This window comes from Exiguobacterium antarcticum DSM 14480 (assembly GCF_000685865.1).
Taxonomy (GTDB): Bacteria; Bacillota; Bacilli; order Exiguobacteriales; family Exiguobacteriaceae; genus Exiguobacterium_A; species Exiguobacterium_A antarcticum.
Genome location: NZ_JMKS01000003.1, coordinates 513,729 through 539,750 on the forward strand (window position 1 = coordinate 513,729; position 26,022 = coordinate 539,750).

General features: G+C 46.7%; 23 protein-coding genes. 6 read left to right on the plus strand and 17 right to left on the minus strand.

All coding sequences use genetic code 11. The features are described 5' to 3' along the window. Nucleotides 1-66 precede the first annotated feature (66 nt). From citZ to dnaE, 8 genes are all read right to left on the minus strand, one after another. On the minus strand, nt 67-1,179 hold the full coding sequence (citZ, locus tag P404_RS0103650; RefSeq protein WP_014970994.1) for a citrate synthase: 1,113 nt from the start codon (nt 1,177-1,179) through the stop codon (nt 67-69). A gap of 218 nt (nt 1,180-1,397) precedes the next feature. Beyond that, on the minus strand, nt 1,398-1,874 hold the full coding sequence (locus P404_RS0103655; RefSeq protein ID WP_193363390.1) for a DUF441 domain-containing protein: 477 nt from the start codon (nt 1,872-1,874) through the stop codon (nt 1,398-1,400). Between the two features lie 55 nt (nt 1,875-1,929). Next, nucleotides 1,930-3,678 carry a pyruvate kinase gene (pyk, locus tag P404_RS0103660; protein WP_026830000.1) on the minus strand — a complete coding sequence of 583 codons (1,749 nt, stop codon included), beginning with the start codon at nt 3,676-3,678 and terminating at the stop codon, nt 1,930-1,932. 86 nt (nt 3,679-3,764) lie between these two features. Continuing rightward, entirely contained in the window at nt 3,765-4,727 is a 963-nt protein-coding gene (pfkA, locus tag P404_RS0103665) for a 6-phosphofructokinase (RefSeq protein ID WP_026830001.1), read from the minus strand. A gap of 153 nt (nt 4,728-4,880) precedes the next feature. Next, nucleotides 4,881-5,816, minus strand: coding sequence for an acetyl-CoA carboxylase carboxyltransferase subunit alpha (locus tag P404_RS0103670; RefSeq protein WP_014970998.1), 936 nt, complete (start codon nt 5,814-5,816; stop codon nt 4,881-4,883). Beyond that, complete coding sequence (gene accD, locus P404_RS0103675; protein WP_026830002.1) at nt 5,803-6,663, minus strand: acetyl-CoA carboxylase, carboxyltransferase subunit beta; 861 nt, start codon at nt 6,661-6,663, stop codon at nt 5,803-5,805. The genes P404_RS0103670 and accD overlap by 14 nt, the downstream gene beginning before the upstream one ends. Nucleotides 6,664-6,684: 21 nt before the next feature. Beyond that, complete coding sequence (locus P404_RS17315) at nt 6,685-7,230, minus strand: FadR/GntR family transcriptional regulator (RefSeq protein WP_236624293.1); 546 nt, start codon at nt 7,228-7,230, stop codon at nt 6,685-6,687. 73 nt (nt 7,231-7,303) lie between these two features. Further along, entirely contained in the window at nt 7,304-10,471 is a 3,168-nt protein-coding gene (gene dnaE, locus P404_RS0103685; protein WP_026830003.1) for a DNA polymerase III subunit alpha, read from the minus strand. A gap of 153 nt (nt 10,472-10,624) precedes the next feature. On the opposite strand from dnaE, the gene P404_RS0103690 reads away from it, so the two are divergent. Further along, entirely contained in the window at nt 10,625-10,819 is a 195-nt protein-coding gene (locus P404_RS0103690) for a YtzJ family protein (protein ID WP_014971002.1), read from the plus strand. A 71-nt stretch (nt 10,820-10,890) separates the two neighbouring features. Here P404_RS0103690 and P404_RS0103695 read toward each other — a convergent pair whose 3' ends face one another. Then, nucleotides 10,891-11,829: a DHH family phosphoesterase gene (locus tag P404_RS0103695; protein WP_014971003.1), complete on the minus strand. Its 939-nt coding sequence runs from the start codon at nt 11,827-11,829 to the stop codon at nt 10,891-10,893. Between the two features lie 66 nt (nt 11,830-11,895). On the opposite strand from P404_RS0103695, the gene P404_RS0103700 reads away from it, so the two are divergent. Further along, nucleotides 11,896-12,213, plus strand: coding sequence for a YtpI family protein (locus P404_RS0103700; protein ID WP_014971004.1), 318 nt, complete (start codon nt 11,896-11,898; stop codon nt 12,211-12,213). Nucleotides 12,214-12,261: 48 nt separating this feature from the next. Here P404_RS0103700 and P404_RS0103705 read toward each other — a convergent pair whose 3' ends face one another. Next, entirely contained in the window at nt 12,262-13,572 is a 1,311-nt protein-coding gene (locus P404_RS0103705; RefSeq protein WP_014971005.1) for a DRTGG domain-containing protein, read from the minus strand. Between the two features lie 154 nt (nt 13,573-13,726). On the opposite strand from P404_RS0103705, the gene P404_RS0103710 reads away from it, so the two are divergent. After that, complete coding sequence (locus P404_RS0103710; RefSeq protein ID WP_026830005.1) at nt 13,727-14,839, plus strand: M24 family metallopeptidase; 1,113 nt, start codon at nt 13,727-13,729, stop codon at nt 14,837-14,839. A gap of 68 nt (nt 14,840-14,907) precedes the next feature. Here P404_RS0103710 and P404_RS0103715 read toward each other — a convergent pair whose 3' ends face one another. After that, the gene (locus tag P404_RS0103715; RefSeq protein WP_026830006.1) at nt 14,908-15,633 is read right to left on the minus strand and encodes an SDR family oxidoreductase; all 726 of its coding nucleotides are present in this window, start codon (nt 15,631-15,633) and stop codon (nt 14,908-14,910) included. A 154-nt stretch (nt 15,634-15,787) separates the two neighbouring features. Here P404_RS0103715 and P404_RS0103720 point away from each other — a divergent pair, with 154 nt between their 5' ends. Next, the gene (locus P404_RS0103720) at nt 15,788-16,225 is read left to right on the plus strand and encodes a universal stress protein (protein WP_014971008.1); all 438 of its coding nucleotides are present in this window, start codon (nt 15,788-15,790) and stop codon (nt 16,223-16,225) included. 97 nt (nt 16,226-16,322) lie between these two features. Here the strand turns inward: P404_RS0103720 and P404_RS0103725 are convergent, their stop codons facing one another. Continuing rightward, nucleotides 16,323-16,928 (minus strand): 3D domain-containing protein, encoded by a 606-nt coding sequence (locus P404_RS0103725; RefSeq protein ID WP_236624303.1) that lies wholly within the window; start codon nt 16,926-16,928, stop codon nt 16,323-16,325. A 438-nt stretch (nt 16,929-17,366) separates the two neighbouring features. Between P404_RS0103725 and tnpB the strand changes: the two genes are divergently transcribed. After that, nucleotides 17,367-18,539 carry an IS200/IS605 family element RNA-guided endonuclease TnpB gene (tnpB, locus tag P404_RS0103730; protein ID WP_026830007.1) on the plus strand — a complete coding sequence of 391 codons (1,173 nt, stop codon included), beginning with the start codon at nt 17,367-17,369 and terminating at the stop codon, nt 18,537-18,539. A gap of 71 nt (nt 18,540-18,610) precedes the next feature. Here tnpB and P404_RS0103735 read toward each other — a convergent pair whose 3' ends face one another. The 3 genes from P404_RS0103735 to tpx form a co-directional block, all read right to left on the minus strand. Next, a complete protein-coding gene (locus P404_RS0103735; protein WP_014971011.1) occupies nt 18,611-19,822 on the minus strand; it encodes an acetate kinase in 1,212 nt (403 codons plus the stop codon). 121 nt (nt 19,823-19,943) lie between these two features. Further along, nucleotides 19,944-20,852, minus strand: coding sequence for a class I SAM-dependent methyltransferase (locus P404_RS0103740; RefSeq protein WP_026830008.1), 909 nt, complete (start codon nt 20,850-20,852; stop codon nt 19,944-19,946). Between the two features lie 103 nt (nt 20,853-20,955). Next, the gene (gene tpx / locus P404_RS0103745; RefSeq protein ID WP_150111979.1) at nt 20,956-21,462 is read right to left on the minus strand and encodes a thiol peroxidase; all 507 of its coding nucleotides are present in this window, start codon (nt 21,460-21,462) and stop codon (nt 20,956-20,958) included. Between the two features lie 163 nt (nt 21,463-21,625). Here tpx and P404_RS0103750 point away from each other — a divergent pair, with 163 nt between their 5' ends. After that, on the plus strand, nt 21,626-22,441 hold the full coding sequence (locus tag P404_RS0103750; protein ID WP_014971014.1) for an NAD kinase: 816 nt from the start codon (nt 21,626-21,628) through the stop codon (nt 22,439-22,441). 37 nt (nt 22,442-22,478) lie between these two features. On the opposite strand, the gene P404_RS0103755 is transcribed toward P404_RS0103750, so the two are convergent. Together P404_RS0103755 and ezrA are read right to left on the minus strand one after the other, a co-directional pair. Next, on the minus strand, nt 22,479-24,038 hold the full coding sequence (locus P404_RS0103755; protein WP_014971015.1) for an amidohydrolase: 1,560 nt from the start codon (nt 24,036-24,038) through the stop codon (nt 22,479-22,481). Nucleotides 24,039-24,104: 66 nt separating this feature from the next. Next, a complete protein-coding gene (gene ezrA / locus P404_RS0103760; protein ID WP_026830010.1) occupies nt 24,105-25,811 on the minus strand; it encodes a septation ring formation regulator EzrA in 1,707 nt (568 codons plus the stop codon). Nucleotides 25,812-26,022: the final 211 nt, after the last annotated feature.

The following is a 26,022-nucleotide window of genomic DNA, read 5'->3' on the forward strand; positions in this document are numbered from 1 at the left end:
TAAAATCCCCCTTGAATATGATTGATGTCATCAAAAAGCAGGAGAGGATTTCTCCTCTCCGTTTTTTTAACGTTCGTTCATGGACACATATGTCCGGTGTGTTTCACCAATATAATCGGCGCGTGGACGAATGAGACGGTTGTCGCTATACTGCTCTAAAATGTGCGCTAACCAACCTGACATCCGACTAACGGCAAAGATTGGTGTAAACAATTCCGTATCAAGCCCAAGTGCATGGTACGTGGAAGCTGAATAGAAATCAACGTTTGGTTTCAATCCTTTTTCCGATTGGACGATTTGGTCAATCTTGACTGACATCTCATACCATTTCGGTTCTCCGATTTGAGCAGTCAACTGACGGCTCATCTCTTGGAGATGCTTCGCACGTGGGTCACCATCTTTATAGACACGGTGACCGAATCCCATGATTTTTTCCTTGTTCTTAAGTTTATTATGAACATACTCGTCAACCTTTTCAACCGAATCAATTTCAACCAACATTTTCATGACCGCTTCGTTTGCTCCACCGTGAAGTGGACCTTTGAGTGCGCCCATTGCTGCTGTCACACCAGAATAGATATCAGATAACGTTGCGACACAAACACGCGCCGTAAACGTCGATGCATTCAGTTCGTGATCGGCGTGCAGGACAAGCGCCTGATTAAACGCTTTTTCTGCCACTTCGGTTGGTTCTTCACCTGTTAACATATACAGGAAGTTTGCCGCATAAGAGAGCCCCGTTTTCGGTGCAATCGGCTCTTGACCTTTTTTGATACGGGCATACGCTGTTACGAGTGTCGCGATTTGCGCTTGGAGTTTGATGGCTTTAGCGTAGTTCGCCTCCGTCGACATATCTTCTGCAGACTCATCATACAGTGCCAGTTGTGACAAGGCAGTTCGGATAGCAGACATCGCATTTGCGGTTTTCGGTGCCACTTTTAACGTCTCAAGTACTTCTTTAGCAACGGTTGCTTCAGAAATCAATGCTTCTGAGAGTTGCTTCAGTTCCTCTTGTTTTGGTAAGCGGTCATTCCAAAGTAAAAAGACCACTTCTTCAAATGAGGCGTGCTCCGCCAAATCATCAATTGTATAGCCGCCATACGTCAACTGACCATCGATGATCGAACTGATCTTCGATGCTGTCGCGACGATTCCTTCTAAACCTTTTGTTTGTGTCATACAAAAATCCCCCTTTTTTTCCCCCAGAAATTTAAAACGCTTTCATTTCCGTATTGAAAAAAAGACGTCTACGCAAGAGTCGTTTCCCCACTTCGAACCGTTTGCTCTTGAATAGACCATCTTGTTTCTGTCCTTAGTATAAACAAAATTAACCAAAAAGTGAACGAACTTGCATACTATTATCAAAAAATTAATTCGATGTCATGCCATTCATAGACTTAACCGCTGATTACCTTGACGATGATGTCCCACATTCCGATGACAAGCGCCGCAATCCCAGCCCCGATCAACGGTCCAACCGGAACTCCCTGAAACAGTCCGACCGCCAGAATCGTTCCGGCAAGCAGTGCCGTCGTGACCAGTGGATCTTCCTTCATCAGCCCGACACCGTGTGCGGCGATGATGGCAACGAAAATTCCAGCCAAAAAAGAAATGATTCCAATGTGCCCGCGAATACTATTCAACAATTCTTTAAATCCGATATCACCGGTGGCAATCGGTACCAGAATGGCCGCTGTGATCAAGGTGACCCCCCAGGTGATTCCCTTCGCCTGTAAAGAAGGAAACAGACGGCTGTCTAAACCGATCGCTTTTATGATCAATAAAAAGGCCGCTGCAATGATCAAGGATTTATTTTGAGCGATGACACCAATCAATACAAGACCAATCAAAAACAGATAGGCTTCCATGTGAATCCCCCTATTCGAAAAAAAAAACGGACATGGCTCTCGGCCACGTCCGTCCCATTGATTATGCGTTGTACAATTTGCCTGTTAACGGATCAATTGAAATACGTTGACCATCTGTGAAGAGTGTCAAGGCGTTTTCGACACCGACGATAACCGGCTTACCGAGTGATGGTCCTACAATGCCAGCGTGGCTTGTTAATCCACCATCTACTGTAACCATTGCAGCCGCAAGCTCGATTGCAGGCATCATGTCACGATCTGTTGAGTTCGTAACAAGAATCATCCCTGGTTTCGCTTTTGCGTTTGCTTCTTCTGCTGTATGTGCGATGACGACTTCGCCAACGATACCACGTTCACCGATGCCACGACCGATTGCGATCTCTTTACCAACGATGTGAATTTTCAGCATGTTCGTTGTACCTGCTGTAAGAGCTGGGATACCGGCTGAGATGACGACGAGGTCACCGTCTGTGACGAATCCTGCTTCTTTTGCTGTATCAGCAGCAAGCGTCAGCATATCATCCGTGTTATCTGACAGGTGATCGACGACGATTGGATAAACACCCCAAACGATGTTCAACTGACGAGCAACACGTGCGCTTGGTGTCACTGCAACGATATTTGGTTCTGGACGATATTTTGAGATCCGCGCAGCTGTATAACCAGACTGTGTTGGTGTCAAAATCGCTTTTGCATCCAAGTTGATCGCTGTGTGTGTAACTGCTTGAGCGATCGCATCCGTCACCGTATGTTCGCTACGTGTTTGACGATCTTTTAAGAGCATCTTGTAGTCGAGCATTTTTTCTGTCCGCTTCGCAATCGTATGCATCATCTGAACTGATTCGATCGGGTAATCTCCGGCTGCTGTTTCACCTGAAAGCATGATCGCATCTGTTCCATCAAGAATCGCGTTTGCGACGTCTGATGCTTCCGCACGTGTTGGACGTGGGAAACGTTGCATCGAGTCAAGCATCTGTGTTGCTGTGATGACTGGTTTACCGTAGTCATTACAGATTTTGATAAGGTCTTTTTGTGTTGGTGTTACTTCCTCTGTCGGAATCTCGATTCCAAGATCACCACGCGCGACCATCAAACCGTCTGAAATCGCGATGATTTCTTCGATGTTGTCGACACCCTCTTGGTTTTCGATTTTCGGGAAGATTTTGATGTGGCTTGCATTGTGTTTTTCGAGCAATTGACGGATTGCGACGACATCAGACGCACGACGAACAAATGAAGCAGCAATCAAATCGATGTCGCTTTTGATTCCGAATTCGATGTCGGCGATATCTTTATTTGTCAAGGCAGGTAAGTTAACTTTGACGTTCGGTAAGTTAACCCCTTTTTTCGTTTTGATGATTCCTTCGTTTTCGATGTCGCAAAGGAGTTCGCGGTTCTCAAGTTTCTCCGCGACACGAAGTCCGATTAATCCATCGTCTAACATGATCATCGAACCAACTTCGACATCATCATATAAACCGTCATACGTCACAGAGAATTTATCTGCTGTTCCGACGATTTCGTTTGCGTCACCGCTGACGACGATGACTTGCTTATCGCGTACGAGAAGCGCTTTTCCTTCTTCAAACGTATGCGTCCGAATTTCAGGACCTTTTGTGTCTAAAAGAATCGTCACTAATTTATTCGCTTCTTCTGCTGCACGACGGATATCCGTAATACGTGCACCGTGCTCTTCATAGTCACCGTGTGAGAAGTTGAGACGTGCAACGTTCATACCTGCTTCAATCATTTCTGGAAGAAGTTTTTCTGACGCCGGTCCAATCGTACATACAATTTTAGTTCTACGCATATTCCATAAACCTCCTACAATGTTTGGCTATTTGTTTAAGAACAATGCCAACAAACCTATCCTAATTCAACTGATGCTGAAAAACCTTAAATCGATAGTTGTTTCGACAACTCTAAGATTTCAAGATCCAGTTCATGTTTGTTCTCATCTAACGCTTCATCGATGTCGAGATCAATCATTTTCCCACCACGGACACCAACGACACGACCTTGCTTACCTTCTAGTAAGATGTCGATTGCGTATGCCCCCATCCGGCTAGCTAACACACGGTCGGCTGCAGTTGGTGCGCCACCACGCTGAACATGACCTAATACGGTAACACGTGTATCAAGACCCGTTTCCTTCGCGATTTCGTCGCCCACATCTTGCGCACGACCCGCGCCTTCTGCCACGATGACGATCGAGTGTTTTTTACCCCGATTGACACCACTTTGAATTCGATTCAATACTTCTTTTAAATCTTCAGGACGTTCTGGAACTAAAATCGATTCTGCTCCACCTGCTAGTCCGGCATACAATGCGATATCACCTGCATCGCGACCCATGACTTCGATGACATACGTCCGCTCATGCGAAGACGCTGTATCACGAATCTTGTCAATCGCTTCAAGTGCTGTATTTAATGCCGTATCAAAACCAATGGTGAAATCCGTCCCTGGAATATCGTTATCAATGGTTCCTGGAAGTCCAATCGTCGGGAACCCTAGACCCGTCAGTTTTTGAGCACCACGATAAGACCCGTCACCACCTACGACGACAAGTGCATCGATTTCAAATTTCTTGAGATTGACGACCGCTTTCGCGCGCCCTTCTTCGGTCCGGAACTCTGGGCAACGGGCAGAACGTAAGAATGTTCCTCCTCGTTGAATGATGTCTCCAACTGAACCTAAGTTCAATTGAACGAGATCTCCATTGATCAAGCCTTGATATCCGTTATAGACACCAAATACTTCTAGTCCATGAAAAATCGCCTTACGTGTTACAGCACGCACTGCGGCATTCATGCCGGGTGCGTCACCACCACTTGTTAAAACAGCAATCCGTTTCAAACTCACGTTAATCACCTCTCCATTAATCTTAGTCTAAAATAGCACGTAGTTTTGTTGTTTTACAACAGGGCAGATTGCATAAACTTTCGACAGCAGTTTGTTCAGCCTATCACGAAATAAGGATTGCCAATCATGATAGCGATTACATGCACGTTATGTGCCAATTTGGTGATATTTTTCTGTGCGCTTCTCGATTAACTGTTCCGGTGTCAGTTGGACAAGAAATGCAAGCTTTTGTTCTATAACAGATTTCACTTTATCCGCCTGTAATGAAACATCTAAATGGGCTCCCCCAATGACTTCTGGAATGATTCCATCAGCGATTCCAAGACGAAGCAAATCCGGTGCCGTGATCTGCATCGATTCTGCCGCCTTTTCCGCAAGGGATGCATCTTTCCATAAAAGAGCGGCGGCGCCTTCCGGTGAAATGACGGAGTATGTCGAATTTTCTAGCATCAGAAGCTGATCACATACACCGATACCAAGCGCTCCGCCTGACCCCCCCTCACCGATGACAATCGAGATGATCGGGACTGGCATCCCTGCCATTTCAAACAGATTTTTAGCGATCGCCTCACTTTGGCCACGCTCTTCTGCCGCACGACCTGGGTAAGCCCCTTTCGTATCGATGAACGTGATGATCGGGCGGTTGAACTTGACCGCTTGTTGCATCAATCGTAGTGCTTTTCGGTACCCTTCCGGATGCGGCATCCCGAAGTTCCGCCGAATATTTTCCTTTGTGTCTTTTCCCCGCTGATGACCGATGATGGTAACCGCTTGCCCATTAAACATCGCGACACCACCGACGATCGCTGCATCATCGTACCCGTGTCGGTCACCGTGTAGTTCAATGAAATCCTCACAAATCAGACGAACATAATCGAGTGTCGTCGGGCGTTCTGGATGACGTGCCAACTGAACACGGTTCCACGCTTTCATATTCCCATAAATATCGAGTTCTAATCGACGTAACCGTTCTTCTAATAAATTCAGTTCTTCTTTAAAATCAAGCCCTTGTGTTTCCGCCATATCGTGCAGTTCTAGTATTTTTTCGCGTAATGCGATTACTGGTTGGTCAAATGGTTGCATGGTTTGCTCCCTCCGAGTGCATCATCAGAATACGTGTATAGTAGGTTTTCAAGTCATGTCGCGATACGACATCATCAAGTTGTCCTGCCTGCAGTAAGAACTCTGACGTTTGGAAGTCTTCCGGCAACTTTTCACGAATCGTCTGTTCAATGATTCTCCGACCGGCAAAGCCAATCAGTGCCCCGGGTTCCGCGATGTTAAAATCTCCTAGCATCGCAAAACTTGCCGAGACCCCACCTGTCGTCGGATGAGTCATACAAGAAACGTAGAGTAACCCTGCATCCGAATGCTGTTTTAAAAACAAACTTGATTTCGCCATCTGCATCAGACTGACCATCCCTTCTTGCATCCGCGCTCCGCCTGATGCTGAGAAAATGGTGACAGGTAAACGGTTTTCCGTCGCATATCGGACCGCTTCTGCAATGGCCGTTCCGACTGCCGCTCCCATTGAGCCCATCCGAAAACGTGCATCCATGACGCAGGCAACAAGTGGATACCCGTTCACTTCCCCGACCCCGCATACGATGGCTTCATCGAGTCCAGTTCGTAACTGATCACCCTTTACTTTATCCGGATACCCTTCAAACTGGAGTGGATCGGCTTTGACGGCCGGCAATTCAAAATGCGTCACCGTTCCTTCATCAAACAGCTGATGAAAACGTTCATGTGCCGTTAATGGATGATGGTATCCACATGTACAGACCTTTAGATTGGCTTCCAGTTGTTTCGTATATTGAATCAGTTTGCACTTTGGACATTTTGTCATCAAACCGACGGGTACGTCGACCCGTTGTTCTTTTGACGTCAAAGTGACAAATTTTTTAGGTTTGCGAAAAAATGCTTGCACGTTAGTTCCCCCTTGTGGTTCCTACGAGCGTTTTAGAAAAGCTTCCCGTTCCGCTCGCGTGTAGAGCTCCCCTTGACCGAAACTTTGATAAAAGGCATTCACCTGTCGCCAAATCCGTTCGAATAAATCATTGTCGACCGTACTGATCATTGCCTCTCGAAAAGCGGCATCGGAATCGATGTGCGCTTCAAGGATGGACCAGTCCGTACGTTGAACGAAAACTGATTGTTCCAGTAAACGAAGGGTTCCTGCCAAATCTTCAAATTTCGAATCGCCGGTCACTAAAAATTGTGCGATGATCTGAATGTAGGTATGGTCGTCACGGTTCAAGAGAAAACTGCCTCCTCCGTGTCTTGTCTCGATGATGCCGAGATAGGCTAATGTCCGGAGTGCTTCTCGGACGGAGGGACGACTGATTGAAAGTCGCTCCGCTAATTCACGTTCGGATGGAATCCGATCTCCTGGTACAAAACCATCCTGTTCGATCATCGTTTTGATTGCTGAAATGTTCATTTCAAAAGCATTGCGCTTCTTTTCCATTTGTACGACACCACCTTCCTGACGCATGCGTCACCTTCTAAATCCGGCGGTATTGGTCAGACCAATTACCCCTTATTATAACAAATCTTATTACCTACTACTAGTTCGAACGGGGGACATTTTTAAGGATGATGTTCGTTTCCCCAAACCGGATCCGGAGTTGTGCCAATAATTCTTCTTCCTGTTGGACGGCATAGAGTCCTGGTAACGCCTTTGTTTCGTTTGTATCCGCATAACGGACGACAACAGGAATGTCACCAGGCATCGTCTCTAACATCCGTTCAAGCACAGCTAGTTCATTTTTAGACTGCAGTTTAATGAATAACACATCCTGTCCCAAAGGACGTAATCGTTCCAGTACGAATTGACGATTCCCTTCACGTTCTTGCGCCTTCACCTCGATCAATAAGACGTTCCCGACATACAAGGATCGTTTGAATGCCTCATACTGCTTCGGAAAAATGACGACTTCTTCCGTCGTATATCCATCGACTGCTTGAATGACGGCCATCGTTTGCGCCCGTTTTGTTTTAAACTCACGCATCTGTTCGATGTAGCAGACTAAGTAGTTCGTATGCTCCGATTCAAGAGAGATCGCTTGAAAATGTGTCGTCTCGACTTGCGGTTTCATCGCTGTCATCAAAGGTGAATACGTCAACCAAAATCCGAGCGACTCTCGTTCAAGTCTTGCCCAGTCCGTTGCAGTCCGATTCGTGTTTGCGATCGTCTTTCTTCGTCCAAGACTAGCCAGTTCATCTGGTAATAACGTATTGGATGCCATCGTAAAATAGTCGAGGATTTCTTGTTCCGAGAGTCCCCGGTCCCCGTGTGTGGCTCGATCGAGTGCACCGCTATATAACAGCAATTCGATTTTAGAGCGCTCCTTTTTCCCCCATCCTACTGCCGTCAACAATTGTGTGATGGTTTGCGCGGATTTTGCTGCTTCTCGTAACGCCTGAAAATCCTTTTCCGTGATGCCTCGTAGTGTTTGGATTCCGAGACGAATGCCTTTGCCTTCTAAGGTCGAGCGGTAGTCCGATATCCAAATGTCGGGCGGGAACACCGGTAATCGTTTTTCGCGCATGACACGAACGAGACGTTCCGGTTGATCAATCGATACCAAGGAAAAGATTTGCGGGTAATGTGCCTTCATGTACCCTAACGCATAGCTGATTTTTGTATAGGCCACGGCGTGGCTCCGGTTAAATCCATACCCGGCAAACCGCTCGATTTGATCATATAATGTCTCGGCAATCGTCAACTCAAAACCGTTTTGTAAAGCACCCTCTATAAAACGCTTTTTTTCGTCCTCGACCGATTGACTGCTTTTCTTTGAAATGGCCCGGCGCAACAGATCGGCCTGTGCCAATGTAAATCCGGCAACGCGGCGGGTGATTTCCATGATCTGTTCTTGGTAGACGATGACACCATACGTCGATTGTAAGACATCCTCTAAAATCGGATGGACCACTTGGTACGGTTGACCGGCTTTACGTTTTGCGTAAAGATCAATGAACTTCATCGGACCCGGGCGAAACAGTGACATCGTCGCGACCAGGTCTTCAAAACGGCTTGGCTTGACTTCCCGTAATGTCTGTTTCATCCCAGCGGATTCGAACTGAAAAATTTGATCGGTCTCCCCTTTGGAGAACAAGCGTAACGCCGCCTTGTCTTCTTCCGGTATCTGTTCGACGGAAAAATCAGGATACGTATGCTGAATCAATTGTTCCATCTGCCGGAGACGGGTTAAGTTTCGTAACCCGAGTAAATCGATTTTCAGCAATCCTTGTTGTTCGAGTGCCTTCATTAAATATTGTGTGACGAAACGGTCGCTTGTGTTTCGATCAACCGGTGTTGTCTCGATCAATTCATCCGATCCGATGACGACACCCGCTGCATGAATCGAACGTTGCCGCGGTAACCCTTCAATCGCTTGAGCAAGTTGCAAGAGTTGGCGACGTTTCTCACTACCTGAGAACCAGCGGTAAAGTGGAGCTTTTTGTTCAAGTCCCTGCAACGTCGTCGCCTTGCCTAACTGCTTCGCAGCGGCATCCGTTTCATCTTTTGAGAACTCGAGCACACGGGCCACATCACGCAGGGCTGCTTTCGCTCCAAGGGTCGAGAGTGTTCCGATTTGTCCGACATGCTGTCGGCCATACCGTTCGACCAGATAGTCGAGAACTTCTTCCCGTCGTTCGTCTTCGATATCAATGTCGATATCGGGCATCGAGACCCGTTCTGGGTTCAAGAATCTCTCAAATAATAAGCCATATTTGATAGGATCAACTGTCGTAATTCCTAACGCATAGCTGACGAGTGAACCAGCAGCCGATCCCCGTCCCGGTCCGACCCGAATTCCTTTGGTTTTCGCATGACGAACTAAATCTTCCACGATGAGGAAATAGTCCGCAAATCCCGTCTTTTCGATGACTTCCAGTTCATACCGTAACCGTTCCGTCGCGAGCGCATCGACTCGTCCATGAGCGAGTAACCCGTCGTACGCCAATTTCTTTAATGTTTGATCAGAGTTTTCCGTCACCCGAGGTAATGGCCGCGATTGAAACGGTAACGTCAACGTCTCTTGCGAGGCACCCCATTGGTTCACTAACGCCAATTCTCGTTCAGAAAACTGCTCGTGTAATTCTTCACCGGACTTAAAGTATGCCATTCGGTTGATTTTTTGTTCCTGCAACGTCGTTCCTTCATCAATGGCCCGCAATGCTTGATAAGCTTCTGCTTCCTCTCGGTATAAGTAACGTACGGGATCAATCGGAATCGTCTCGATGCCAAGTGCGTAGGCCGCCTGTCGGTACTGCTCGCGACTATCCCGTTCGACGGTCGAACGGACGGATTTCACCCCTAAATAAACTGTTGCATGTTGTGTCAAACCGATCCACTGCGCGATGAGACGCCGCAAGCGCGCTTCATCCTCCGGGGCTTGTCGTTTTGGTTGCAAAATCGCGATGAGATCAGAACAGTCCTCAACAGGCATCTGGCTGGCGATTTGATACAGTGTTTTTAAGCCACGACTTGTTTTCGCATACCAAAGGATTGTCAGTTCCTCCGTCTCTACCGTTTGCTCGAACCCGATAATCGGAATCAATGCTCGTTGCTGACAGCCAGCGATGAACGCCGGGACACCGGTCAGAGCTGTTTCACAGATGGCTACTGCAGGCATCCCACGTTGCATCACTTCATCGAGATAACGGTCCATCCGAATCGTACTTTGTAAAGGACTATATGCCGTCCGGACATTTAGTTGAATCATGCTGCTTCCTCCCTCCTCATTTGGTTATCGTGCTTCTATTTTAAAACGTTTTCAGAAGTTTCATATCTAGCTGCCCCTGAGTCTCGCCATACCATCAATTATTCGCTACAATAAAAAGAGATCGTCATGACTTGCACGGAAGGAGAGTTTGCCATGATTTTAAACCGTAGCCAAATCGCTCGTGAAAAAGTTGAACAACTAAAGTTAGGTGTGACTGCCTTTACCGAAACCGAAGAAATTGCTGAAAAAATTCGGAAGTCTGTAAAGGAACTTGAATTGAACGTCATCGAAGATCATACAGAACGGGGAACTTGGTTCATCCCCCAAGAAGAGGCTTCAACCAACTGATGCTAAAAAGGCTGTTCGCTATGGATCCATTGGATTCTAGCGAGCAGCCTCTTTTGATTCGAAGCAGGACGTTATTCGAAGTGGAAGGCTCCTGCCACTTCATTCAGACGAGATATGACATGCTCGACCTCCGTCAAGTCTTTGATCGTCGCACCCGAGGCCATCGGATGACCACCGCCATTAAATTCTTTTGCGATTTCATTGATGACCGGACCTTTCGAACGTAGGCGCACACGGACTTCTTTTTCCGTTTCCAGGAAAAGTGCCCATGTTTTCAACCCTTTCAGACCAGCAAAACTGTTGACAAGAAGTGAAGCCTGTTCGACGGTCGCATCGAACGTCGCAAGCATCTCTTGCGTCAACACGACGTATCCGACACCCGCTTCCGTCAATTGGATATGTTGCAAGACATACCCTTGCAGTTGCAGTGCTGCGAGCTCCGTTTGATACATGTTCCGGTACAGCCAATCCGTATCGATTCCTGTATCTAGAAGTTGCGCTGCGACGGAAAATGTCCGACTTGTCGTTCCTCTGAATTGAAAACGTCCCGTATCTCCAACGATTCCGGCGTAGAACTGAATCGCTGCCGCCGCTGGAATCGGGTATCCCCACTCATTTAACAAATGAACCAACAGTTCTGAAGTCGAACTGACCGTCGTATCGACGAGTTGGACGTCTGCATACGGATCTTCATCCGGATGGTGGTCAATTTTAATCGTCTGTCGACCACTCAATGCTTCCTTCCCGTCGATTCGCCCTTGATTCGCGGTATCCAATACGATCACCAGTGCTTCTTGATAGTCTGTCGTTCCGACAACATCAAGTGTCCCCATGAAGGCAAGTGAAGTCGCCATTTCACCGACAGCTTTTATTTTTTTTTCAGGAAAACGACTTTGTAGAACGACCTGTAAACCGAACTGACTTCCGAGCGCGTCCGGGTCTGGACGTTCATGGCGGTGGATGATGATCGTCGATGCTTGTTCAATCAATTGTCTGATTTGTTCTTTCACAGTGCACAGCTCCTCTAAATATTGATATGATACAAACAGATATAGAAAGAAAAGGAGGTCATCCATATGCAGTTTGTTCTCATTCTGTTAATCGTCTTGTCCCTTGGTGGTTATTTACTTGCCAAACGGCGTGCCTTCCATACGAAAAGCACGAATCGGAAATTTTTATTTAATACGCAAGCGAGCATCTGGCTCAGCTTGTTCGTCATTCTATTTGCCGTCAATCAGTTTGTGTCCGGTGACGGTTTGACGACACTGACTGGTAAAATCGTCTGTTCCACCCTGATCGTCATCGGGGTCGCTTCTTTCATTGCCGGCTTCATCCGTTATAAAAAAATCTATCCGTATGTCATTCGGGAAATGGAACAGACGGAACAGTCGTAAAAAAGACGGTCATGACCGTCTTTTTTTATGCTTTTAATCCCAAAAAAGTTATCGATCAATCAGTTGCGACGTCACGAGCGCCTTGGCGACGATTTGTGTCCCTTGATACATCTCGACGTCGACTTTTCCGAACTTACGGCCGACATCAAACACATTCGCCCGAATCGTGATCGTACTTTCGATTTGAACCGGTTTGATGAAGTAGATACTGACATTTTCGATGACAAGATCACCTTTTTTCATGTGTCGTAACATCCGCGTTGCCCCCTCGACGAGTAACGTCGTCAAGACACCACTTGAAGCCGTCCCCATGAAGTTCGTCATCTGCGGCGAGACCTCGAGTGACAGATACGGTCCTCTCGCATCTTCCGCCGCCTTGATTTGTCCCGTAATCAAATCATCAAACGTTTCCCCGACCTGCGGTTGCCGGTTCGCGAGTTGCAGGGCTTTTAAGACATCCTGTCGGCTGATGATGCCCAGTAATCGACCGTATTGATCGATGACCGGTAACATCTCGATTCCTTCCCAGACCATCTGGTGAGCGGAATTCGTCACACTTGTCCGGATCCCGACTGTGATCGGATGACGGGTCATGACTTTTTCAACCGGCCAGTCGTGTGGACGATCGATGATATCCTTCGCCGTCACGACGCCGACGACCTTCATCTGCTCGTCGATGACCGGATACCGGTTATGTTTCGTCTGTTCATTTAATTCATGCCATCTGGCAATCGGATCGTTCGTCTGCAAATAAAAGGTATCATGCAACGGAATCAAGATATCCGAAACGAGTAGGATTTCCTTTTTGATCAGTCGGTCATAAATCGCCCGGTTGATCATCGTCGCGACGGTGAACGTATCATAGGAAGTCGAGATGATAGGTAACTGCATATCGTCTGCTAATTTTTTGGCATCTTCCGTTGTATCAAAACCACCGGTAATCAAGACCGCAGCACCTGCCTCTAAGACGAGTTCATGCGCTTTTTCCCGGTTTCCGATGATGACGAGGCTGTCGACATCGATATACCGCATCATTGCTTCTAGCTTCATCGCCCCGATGACGAACTTCGTCAAGGTTTTATGAAGACCATCTCTGCCTCCGAGGACTTGTCCATCCACAATGTTGACGACTTCTGCGAATGTCAGTTTTTCAATGTTCTCTTTTTGTTTTTTTTTGATCCGGATCGTCCCGACACGTTCGATCGTTGAGACGAATCCTAAGTTTTCTGCTTCTTTAATGGCACGATACGCCGTACCTTCGGATACCGTTAAGTCCTTTGCAATTTGCCGGACGGATATTTTGGCGCCCACATCGAGATCCTCAATGTGCCGGATGATCTGTTCATGTTTCGTAGGCATGCTGTATCCCTTCTTTTCCTATATTCTACTCTCCTGTCATTATACTGTACTACTCTAAAGAATGAAAAGTGTACTAGTCCGATTTGCAAGAAATGTTTTCACGTTTCAACGATGGTATACTGAAATGTGATAAGAATCGAGAGGTGGTAACGATATGTTAGAACGGACAAATCAGATTAGTCGTGTCTTACAAGAATCAGGAATTGACGTCGCGTTGATTACATCAAAAGCCGGTGTCTTTTACTTTTCAGGTGTCTATGCCGAACCCCATGAACGTGTCATGGCCGTCATCGTTGATGCTGACGGGAAACGTACCCTTTTCTGCCCGGCACTCGAAGCGAATATCGTTTCAGCAAGTCCTTGGGACGGAGAAGTCGTCACGTACGCCGACCACGAACATCCATTCGATAAAATCAATCAAGTCCTTGAAACGTTTGCGGTCTCGAATAACCGGATCGGAATCGAAGGCGAACATATGACATTTAGTCGTTTTAAGGAACTCGAATCCCGCCAAGAAAACGCGGCGATCCTTGATATCGGTCAGCAACTTCAAGCATTGCGACTGAAAAAAGATTCACAAGAAATCAACATCATGCGTGAAGCAGCTGATTTAGCCGATCAAGCGATTGAAATCGGTAAACAAGCGATTCGCCCCGGTGTGACGGAAATGGAAGTCATTGCGGAAATCGAATTTGAGATGAAAAAGAAAGGCGTTCGCGAGATGTCGTTTGATACATTGGTCTTATTCGGTGCAAACAGTGCGGATCCTCATGGTGTACCTGGCGACCGCGTCATCGAAGAAGGAGACTTCGTCTTGTTTGATTTAGGTGTCGTCTGGAAAGGGTATTGTTCCGATATTACTCGGACATTCGTGTATGGCGAAGCAAGTGACGAACAACGCAAAATCTATTCAACGGTCCTCACAGCACTCGAAGCAGCGACTAAAGCGAGTCGTGTTGGTGTGACACTTGGCTCACTCGACCAAGCTGCCCGCCAGGTGATTGAAACGGCCGGTTATGGCGACTACTTTACGCACCGTGTTGGGCATGGTCTTGGAATTGATGTTCATGAATTCCCGTCACTTGCCTCCAATAATCTGTTGACGGCAGACGCCGGTATCGTCTATACACTCGAACCGGGCATTTACGTTCCAAACGTCGGTGGCGTTCGGATCGAAGACGACATTTACTTGACAGAAAATGGACCAGAAGCATTAACTCGCTACCCAAAACACCTCCAATCCCTTCCATCTCAGTCTGTACGGTAAATAATAGAGTCCATTCCGAAAAAACGGAATGGACTCTATTGTCGTATCTTCAACTGTTTCCCCTAACCTCAGCGACGTGATTGATGGACGACGTTGACGCCGCCTGTGACATCAAGGATCGCGCCTGTGATCAGACTGGAATCTTCAGCCAGTAAAAACAAGATGGCCCGGGCGATATCCTCGCCTACCCCCGTCCGACCGACCGGCGTCTGGTTATCTGCCGTCGCTTGTTCGATGCGCTTCGATTTATTGTCACCGACGATGTTTCCAGGATTGATCATATTGACCGTGATGCCATGCCCGGCTTCCTCAAGTGCTACGCTTTTCGTCAGACTGACCATCCCACTTTTAGCTGCTGCAAACGCTGCTCGATCAATCCAGCCGGGCGCCGACGCACTTTCCGGAAATCCGTATGTAACGATCCGTCCATATTGTTGTTTCCGCATAATCGGAAGAATCTTTCGCAACAACCAAAAACTAGCAGTTAAGTTCCCTGTCACGACCTCGTCCCACTCTTGATCGGAATAATCCACTAACGACTTTCGTTCAAAAATGTACGGTCCGGCATTGAGAATCAAGGCATCGATCCGCCCATACTGAGACATTGCCTGCTCGACTGCTTCGAGTAACTCCTCTTGTTTCGTCACATCCGCTTTAATCAGATTCAATCGTTCATGTTCAAACGTCGGTTGCGAGCGATGAAGGGCTGTGACGTACCATCCTTCTTCGAGCAAACGAAGGGTGACCATCTCACCCAGCCCTTTTGTTCCTGCTGTAATCAATGCGTGCCTCATCTTGGCATCCGCCTCCTTTCGTCTTTCTTTATCTTACGGGTTCCGTTGTCGAAGAACAATTTTTAAAACCGTCTAAATGTTCCTCACCTTCCATTTCAGGGAATGGTATAATAAGGGTGTAAGAATCAGACGAATACGAAGGGATGGATACAGAATGGCAATTGTATATCATAACATTTTAGTAGCAGTCGACGGTTCAAAAGAGGCAGAACGAGCTTTTGAAACGGCGATTGACGTATCACTTCGAAACGATGCCAAACTCGTCATCGCTCATGTCATTGATACACGGACTTTCGCGACCGTCGAAGCCTATGACCGGACGATTACAGAACGCGCCGAGTCCTATGCAAAAGAACTGCTTGACGAGTATGTCAAAACAGCTCAAGAACGAGGCGTCAAAGATGTCGAAGTCGCCATCGAATACGGCTCTCCTAAAGTGACGATCGCCAAAAAACTCGCACCGAATCACAATGTCGACCTAATCATTTGTGGTGCGACCGGTTTAAATGCCGTTGAGCGATTCTTTATCGGTAGTGTCTCTGAAAGCATTACGCGTTATGCTAAATGTGATGTCTTGATTGTCCGTCTTTAATCGAACTCATTACTTTATTCAGCACTTCACTTTTGGGTGGAGTGTTTTTTTGTACAAAAAAGGTCTATTACACCGATGTGCAATAGACCTGACTTGATTATTTGAATTTCACGGTGACGTTACGACGACCCCAGTTAAAAGCCTCTGAACGTGAGTAGTAGAGGATATCGAGCTTCTTGCCTTTGATGGCACCGCCCGTATCTGCTGCTGTGTAGGTCCCTTTTAATTTCCCTTTGTAATACACTTTGACTGTTGAACGAAGTGGAATGACGCGTGGATCAACTGCGACGACTTTCTTTTTCGAACTCTTGATGTTCCAACCAATTGCTGTTAAATTGCCGCTGCCCGGATCATATGGTGTATAGGCTGTTGCACTTACGTTCGTGAGTGTTTTCCATCCGCCGCTCGATTGTTTCTTTGAAGAAGATCCTGAAACGACTTTTGAGTAACGCGCGCTGAGATAAGCTGTTTTGCCTTTGTAACTGACTTTGTACCAGTTTCCCGTTTTCGCTTTGTACGGTAATGTTTGATTCTTATATAGAAGACCAAGTTTCTTAGACGCTGTTGTTGCTTTCTGACGAACAACTAGGCTATTGACCGACGACTTGACATTTTTTTTGGCTGCAGCTTCCGCTTGAAGACCTGCAAACGAACTGAGTGCTAACAAGACTGCTAAAACACTAGCGAGTATTCGTTTCATCATCATGTAATCTCTCCTCCATAATTGTCCCTGTTTTGTAACTTACATTAATATACATGACAAAATGGAGCCGTGCCGTTACATATAGACCACAAAAAGATGACGTCATTGTTACTTTTATATTACAAAAGACTCATTTTTTTCAGTTTTTAGTCCTTTTTACATCAAATCGAGGTTTAACTTTCTATTTCAACTTTTTTATATGACAACGTTCGTAACAAAACTAAATCACAATCTCAATTACTTCATTTTTTAGGGTCCAGTTTAAGCTCTGTAAAACAAAAAAACGTCCGGATGCAACATATGTTGCGTCCGGACGTTCATGTTTAATTTTTTATCAAAATTAGGCGAGAATACTCCCACTTCTAAACGAAGTGAAAGTGGGAGATGAATCGCTAGCCTACCTTTCGGGTATACTCCTTTTGAAGGAGGTGAAAAATTTTGTTGAAGCACAAGGCCTACAAATTCAGAATCTACCCCACAAAAGAGCAGGAAATCCTGATTGCGAAGACGATCGGGTGTTCGCGCTTCATCTTCAACCACTTCCTGGCGAAGTGGGATGAAACGTACAAGACCACTGGAAAAGGACTGTCCTACGGTTCTTGTTCCAAAGAAATTCCTTTGTTGAAGCGGCAGTTCGACTGGTTGAAGGAAGTGGATAGTACATCTGTTCAGATCAGCGTCAAACACCTTGCCGATGCGTTTGACCGCTTCTTCAAGAAGCAGAACGAACGCCCTCGTTTCAAGTCCAAGCGCCATCCCGTCCAGTCGTACAAGACCAACATCCAAGGCAAAAACCAGCTTCCTGAAGTCTCGATTGGATGTAACAAGCTCAAACTTCCGAAGCTGAAATGGGTTCGTTTCGCCCACTCGAAACAGGTCACAGGCCGTATCTTGAACGCCACGATCCGACGTAACGCTTCAGGAAAATACTTCGTTTCCCTGCTCGTCGAGCAGGAGATCAACGAACTGCCGAAGACCGGTTCATCCGTCGGCGTCGACGTAGGACTCAAGAACTTCGCCATCCTGTCGGACGGCACGGTATACAAGAATGACCGTTACTTCCGTTTGCTTGAGAAGAAACTGGTGCGCGAACAGCGCAAGCTCTCCCGCCGTCAACGCATCGCTCTGAACAAGAAAGTCAAGCTTTCCGAGGCGAGGAACTATCAGAAGCAGAAGCGGAAGGTTGCCCGTATCCACGAGAAGATCGCCAACAAGCGTACCGACTTCCTGCACAAGGTATCGACCGAGATCGTCAAAAACCACGACGTCATCGGCATCGAGACCTTGCAGGTGAAGAACATGCAGAAGAATCGCAAGTTGAGCAAGGCCATCTCGGACGTCAGCTGGTCGGAGTTCTTCCGCATGCTGGAGTACAAGGCAGAATGGTACGGGAAGACTCTCGTCAAGGTCGGCAAGACCTTTGCTTCCAGTCAACTGTGCTCCAGTTGCGGACATCAACACAAAGACGTGAAACATCTTGGATTGCGTGAATGGACATGCCCGAGTTGCGGCATCCATCACGACCGTGATGTGAACGCAGGACTGAATCTCAAACAAGAAGCAGAACGCATTTTAGCTTCTTCAACCGTCGGAACGACGGGGTTAGCCTGATCAGGTTTCGACCGTCAGGTCGGATAACTCAGGAATCCTTCACCTCTAAGTGAAGCGTAGGTGGAGGTAGTTCAAACGTTTTGTTCGACTAAGCCGCCGATTCGTACCGTATCACGTGCAATCATCAATTCTTCGTTTGTCGGAATGATGATGACTTTGACCGGTGAATGCGGATAGTTGATGAATAATTCTTCACCACGCGCGCCGTTATTGAGCGATGGATCCCAGTAAACGCCCATGAACTCAAGCCCCCGTAAGACGCGCTCACGAATCGAATCTGAGTTTTCACCGACACCAGCCGTAAAGATGATCGCATCGACGCCGTTCATCTCAGCAGCATACTGTCCGATATATCCGTGAATCCGGTTTGCGAAAATCCGGAGCGCCATCTCGGAACGGTGGTTGCCTTCTGTCGCCGCAGACTCGACATCACGTAAATCACTTGAAAGACCTGAAAGACCATATATTCCTGATTCTTTGTTCATGACGTTCAAGACATCTTCTGCTGTTTTCCCTGTTTTCTCCATCAAGAACGGAATCAAGGCCGGGTCAAGCGAACCAGAACGTGTTCCCATCGTAATTCCTTCAAGTGGCGTAAAGCCCATTGTCGTATCAAGTGACTCACCACCCGCTACTGCCGCAATCGACGCTCCGCTACCAAGGTGACACGAAATCAGACGGAGGTCTTTTAATGGACGACCGAGCAATTCAGAAGCACGTTCGGTTACGTACTTGTGGCTTGTTCCGTGGAAACCGTATTTCCGAATTCCGTATTCTGTATAGTATTCGTATGGAAGACTGTAGAGGAAGTTCTCTTCCGGCATCGTTTGGTGGAAAGCCGTATCAAATACAGCAACTTGTGGTACATCCGGCAAAATCGCTTGGAACGCACGGATACCGATTAAGTTTGGTGGAATGTGTAATGGACCGAGTTCTGTATACGATTCGATGTCTTGCATGACTTCGTCCGTAATGACGACCGAATCGGCATACTTTTCTTTCCCGTGTAATACACGGTGTCCCACACCTTTGATTTCATCATAAGATGAGATGATGCCAAACTCCATCAACTTCTCTAACGACAATTCAACCGCTTCTTTATGTGTTGCAAGTGGAAGAACATCTGTAAATTTCTGTCCTTCACCATATTTAATCGTAAAGATGGCGTCATCTTTCCCAACACGCTCTACTAAACCGACTGCGACCATCGTCTCACTCGGCATCTCAAGTAATTGGAACTTAAGTGACGAACTACCGGCGTTTACTGCCATAATCTTTGCCATGATTTATTTCCCCTTTTCCATTCAAAATCAGTAGACATTCACATCTGTATGAGTCTTGCTCTTTTTCTGTTCTACACTAGAATAGTCAAATTAACAATAGATTTCAATCACTTTGCGCATTTCACTTTAATTCTGTGTTAATCCATTCATCAATCTGTTTCACCATTCCACCAAAGGCACGGGCATCGGTGAAGGACGGTAACTCCGCGAGTAATGCTTGTTTAGGCATCGTCATTCCGGCAAGGTGATTTCGTACAATCAGATAACTTTTGGCGGCTTGTTCTTGTTTGAACATCGTCAGCGGCAATTGGAGAATACCGATGACATGCGCTTTCTCTTCAAAATAGTGCTTCAACTTACCTTCCGTATCATGTTGGAACAAGCCGTTCGGAATGACAAACACACCAAATCCACCTGGCTTCACGTAATTCATTGCTTGTTCGATCAATAGAAAATGGCTGTAACTCATCCCTTCCTCACGTTTTAGGACATACGTCTGGGCTACATCTTCATCCGGATAATAACCAATCGGTAAATCAGCCATCGCTAAATCAACAGGATCTAACAAAAGCGGGCGGAGTCCATCTTGATGCGTGTAGTTGACCGGATAATCAAGAAGTTCCGTGACGGATGCAGAAAGTCGGATTAATGTTTCATCGACTTCAACGGCTTCTGCGACGGCATCTTTCGGAAGTTGACTGAGGACGGCATGTAACATCCCACCCGTCCCACTTCCAAGATCGAGCAGACGGACGTCCCCCTTCTTGATTAATTTCCCGATTAAATAACCGGCAAACAAGGCGACACTGTCCGGTGTCGGTAAATGATTCGGTTGAGCTCGTTTCATGCCTTCAAGGATCGCAAGTGAAACAGCTTTTCGCACCGTTTCCGGATCGACGTTTTCCGTATGCCGCTCGTTTAGTCGGTCGATGACTTCCGTTAACGCTTCTAAATACGGCATATCTAAATCACGTTCTAGTTTCCGGGTTTGTTGAGTCAGTTCTTTGTATAGCGTTTCTAATGCTTCCATCTGTGTTCCATCCTTTCAAAACGAAACGGCCCCCGTGCTTCGTGGGAGCCGTTTTTTCTCATTATCTTCATTGTAGCGGTTTCACGCCATTTGTAAACTATTCTTACTTCGTCGTTTTGGCACCTTTGGCAGCAGCAAGCGCCGAATCAAAATCGACTTCGTTCGTCGACTCGTCCAGGTACTCAGCATATACGACTTCGTTTGCCGCATCGATGACGAAGACAGAACGAGCAAGTAAGCGAAGTTCTTCGATCGCTACTCCGTATTGTGTACCAAACGAAAGATCACGATGATCGGACAACGTCACGACGTTATCGAGTCCGCTTGCCGCACACCAACGACGTTGTGCGAATGGCAGGTCATTTGAGATCGTCAATACCGTCACACCATCGATTCTCGCTGCCTCTTCATTGAATTTACGCGTTTGTGCATCACAAACCCCTGTATCAATTGATGGTACGACACTGATGATTCGAACCCCTTGATATGTATCGCGCATAACCGGTGAAAGATCATTCGCCAATACTTCGAAATCCGGTGCTTGTTGCCCGACCTCAACTGCTGTTCCGACTAATGTAATCGCATTGCCTTTAAATGTTGCCATGTGAATTCCCCATTTCCCAATAGATTCTAAGTCGTTTCCCATTCTACTATAAAAACGATCCTAACGTATGACAAGAATTTTGCCCGTGTCTTTAGCTAGCAGTACCGATTATTCCTTAAAACAGGTATAATGAAAGAGTTCATGAAACGCTTTCAAGGGGGAATTGACCATGGCTCGAAACAATGTCTACCTGTATTACCGAAACAAACAAAGACACGAGACGCAGGTACGTAAATTGATTGAAGTTGGAAATCGGTATGGACTAAATGTCGTCCAGGATCATAAACAAGCCAATATCATCGTTTCGATTGGTGGAGATGGAGCGTTTCTTCAAGCAGCCCGTTTTACCGGATTCCGTGAAGACGCCATTTATGTCGGATTCGCTGAAGGTCCGAACTCGTTTTATTGTGACTTTGACATCAATGATTTATCTTCAGTCGAAGCGATTTTCAAAGAAACCGGCAACCGTGCTTCGAACGGTGATATCGAAGTCCGCCGTTATCCACTTTTAGAAGCTTCGATCAATGGTGGTCCAGGCATGCTTTGCCTAAACGAATGTTCCGTCAAGTCGAGTATCATCAAATCACTGGCAATCGAAGTATACATCGATGGATTCCTCTTCGAGACGTTCCGCGGGGATGGGATGGTCATCTCGACACCAACCGGTTCAACGGCGTACAACAAATCCTTGTCAGGTGCAATCGTCGATCCATTGATCCACTGTCTGCAAGTCAGTGAGATCGCATCCGTCAACAATAACCGTTACCGGACACTCGGATCCGCATTCCTCTTAAACCGGGGTCGTAAATTATCTCTCCGCATCATCGAGGATGGCAATGACTATCCGATCATCGGGATGGACAATGAGGCACTCAGTTTAAAACGGACAGATTCCGTCGATATTCAACTATCGGAAAAAGAATTGAAAACCGTTAAACTCACCGACAATACATTTTGGCATAAAATCCAACGTTCTTTCTTATAACAAAAAAATCTGCCGAGCGGCAGATTTTTTTGTGGAATCAATTCATGACCGGAGTAGCCTGAAAAACGGTTTTCCCCGCTTGGACCGTCTCAACCAATTGGTTACGTAAGACCGCTTCTCCACGTAGTAAGTAGAAATCTTGATCAAAGATGACGAAGTCCGCGTCGTAACCTGGAAGCAACATGCCTTTTCGTCCATGTGTATCCGTCGCGATGTGCGGATTTTTCGTGAACAGCAACAATGCTTCATACATCGAGAGGACTTCATTCGTCTTGTTGATGTTGCCTGCCGTTCCAGTTGTTGCCGCGTATAATGCACGCCGAACATCGGGATTTGAGATTGGCGCATCTGATCCACCACAGAGAAGAGCACCCGTATCCGCAAGCGACTTCAGTCGATATGCCCAGTCGAGCCGGTTCAACCCAAGACGGTCTTGTGCAAAATCCGCGTCATCCAGCAAGAACACCGGCTGAACATCAATCAAGACCGGTAACTTCCGGATGCGCGTCAAGAGTTCGGGACGGACGACCGTCGCATGTATGATCCGGTCTCTTTTTCCTTTTGGTGCCGGATAATTCTCAAGTACCGTGACAAAACGTTCGATTGCCAAGTCACCAATGACGTGCGCCGCGACCGTAAAACCATAGCTCCGCGCCCGTTTGACAAGTTGTTCCAACTGTTCTGGTGAATGGACTTCGATACCGCGTGTTGTCGGATCGTCCGAATATCCTCTGCCAAGCAAGGCCGTCCGCCCACCGAGTGCACCATCGACAAATACTTTCATCGCACCAACGGATAACGTCGCCGGCAAAACAGGATTCGTCTGAATGAATTGATCGAGTACTAAATGATGAACAAGAAGATGCGCATGGAACCCGGTTTCTTCCGTCACTTCACGATACGCTTGCAAGACATCCGTCAAATCACCATGATATGCCAAGTCTTCCGTATGCGCGGCGACGATACCGTACCGCTGTAAATCTTTGATTGCCGATCGTAACGATGCTTTGTTCCGTTCCATTGAACCTGATTGCAGAGCATACAGTGGTTCGATCGCTGCATCATATAAAAATCCGTCGGCTTCGCCCGACTCCGCCAAACCAATCTTCCCACCTTCGATAACCGTCGATGCTTTGTAACCAAGCTGTTTAAACAAGACATCATTGACGAGCACTGTATGTCTGTCCGTTCGTTTGAGTAATGCCGGTTCTGTTGGGAACAGTTGATTTAACCATGCCTTCGTCGGCGCACGGTCCAGTTTCGTCTCATCATAACCTTCCGCCACGTGCAAGCCGTTGATCGCTTCCGCTTGAACAAAGGCTTTGCCTAATTCGTCTAACGTCGTGTAGCGAGACGCATCAACTCGCCCGATCGCTTCCCCGTAGCCAATCAAATGGATATGAGCATCGGTAAATGCGGGATAAACCGCTTTGCCGTTTAAGTCAACAATCGATAGAATCCGTCTTCCGAATCGACGACGTAACTTTCCCTCTTCCCCCATCGCGATGATTCTTTCCCCTTCGACAAACATTGAGGAGTGCACATCTTCCTCGTGTGCCATTGTTCGGATGATTCCGTTCACATACAGTTTTCCCATCTTAACCGCTCCTTTTTTTACAAAAACAGGGTGACCTGGACGGCCACCCTGAATTGTCAGTGATGATTACACATGCATCGTTTCCTGTTGACCACATGCTTTTCGAATACGTTCGATGGAGCCCGGATCAAATTGTTCCAAAACACGTTCTCCTAAAGTGATCGTCCGCTCGTAATCTCCCGCCAGGAACTTTGTCTCAGCAATCGTCAGCGACATATGTATCTCATTATCTTGCCGCCGGAACCGATTGGCGTATTGGACAAGACGTTCCGCATACGTGACTTCGAATACTAGTTTATCTATCCGTTCTTGCAACAATCTAAACGTCCCGTTGACGTCCTCACTTTGAGAAACGATATAATTGACGTTAAATGGCAGCTCTTCTAAACGTGACTCCAGCGTCTGCAGGGAACGACTTGAAGCATGTAATACCTCTTCGACATCCGCCGGGATTTTCGGTACACCCAACCGTTTTAAACGCAAGCGAGTCGTCGAAAGAAGCTGACGCCATTCAGCGACCCGTTGTCGGACTTCCGTCTCCTCTTTACGTAATGCCTGGAGTTCGACGGTGAACCGTTCATACTGAATCATCAGCTGTTCTTCTAAACGAACGGCATCTCGCATTTGATCCTCCAACATACTGAATGGGATGATGCGGCTTGCGATCGATTCATCTAAATCTTTTGCTGCACCAAACAACATTTCTTCATCTCGTTGAATCGACTCATAATGCTCCCCTAGATCCGCTGAGATTTCATAATTTTCTCGTAGCATGCTGAACTCTTGCGCCAATTGATGTACTTTTTCACGCATCCGTAATGCTTTTTGTTTCAGCGACTGATTTTCTTTTTTCACATGGTGTCGCGCATCTACTTCACGCCGGAACGTATCGTACATTTGATCAATATCTGAAGCAAGCTGTTGCACTTGTTCTTCTAGACCAACGATTTCGAGGAACTCCAACTTTTTGACGAGACTCAGACGCTGTTCTTCAAACCGTTTGATATCAGATTGCATACCAAGCGGCTCCAGTGGATAACCGTCAAGCGTCATCTCTTTATAGCCGGCACTTAATTGATCAATCCGTTGTCTTAACTCATGTGCTAGTGTTTTCCAATGTTGCGGAATCACTTCAACGAGCTGACGGGTCTCTTCGACTTTCGTTTCGAGCTGAAGACTTGTTTCGTAAGCTTTCGTCACTTCTCCTGCTTCCTCGAAGGCACCCATCTCTGTACGCAATTGGTCAATGGTCTCTGCTTGTTCTTCCAACTTAGGTAAAGCTGGTCCAAACGATGTTGCTTGCAGTAACAGGGATTTACGCACTTGGCTAGAGTGGGTTTCCCCTTGCGCTTTCAGTTCCGCTAAGACAGATTGATTCGTTTTGAACGTCGACATATCGGTTAACATCTCATCAATCAATCCTTCAAGTTCAGCAATCAGTTGTTCCGTTACTTCCAGATCGTTTTTAACCGCTACAAAACGATAGCCATCCAGCCCTTCTTCTGCCCGATATAACGTCTCATCAATTTGTGCAACGTGGACGGTCACTAACTCTTCCCATGCCTGGTGCCAGGATGTGAATTTCGTCTCCGTCTCACCCGCCATCGGGAGTTCCTTTAGTTCTTGCAGCTCCTTCGGAATCGATGCACTAATGATTCCTTGTTTCCGCAGATCAAGTTCATCGATTTTCGTATAATATTTTTTACGACTGATCATGCTAAACAGCATGACGAGTAATACGATGACGATGACGCCAATCACCCATGCCCACATTTGTTACGACCTCCACCCTGTCAAGCGATTTCACTTTCCAATAAATTCGCTTTAATCTTATCCTTATAATAGTATAGCGCAACCGATTTGCATAGAATTACTCGGGCTTTTCCTAATTTCTTCCGAACTTTCCGCGACCATTTCCTGAATTCAATTGTTTGTCAGTCACGCGAAAACCCGATAAGATGAATAAAATATGATTTTTCAGGAG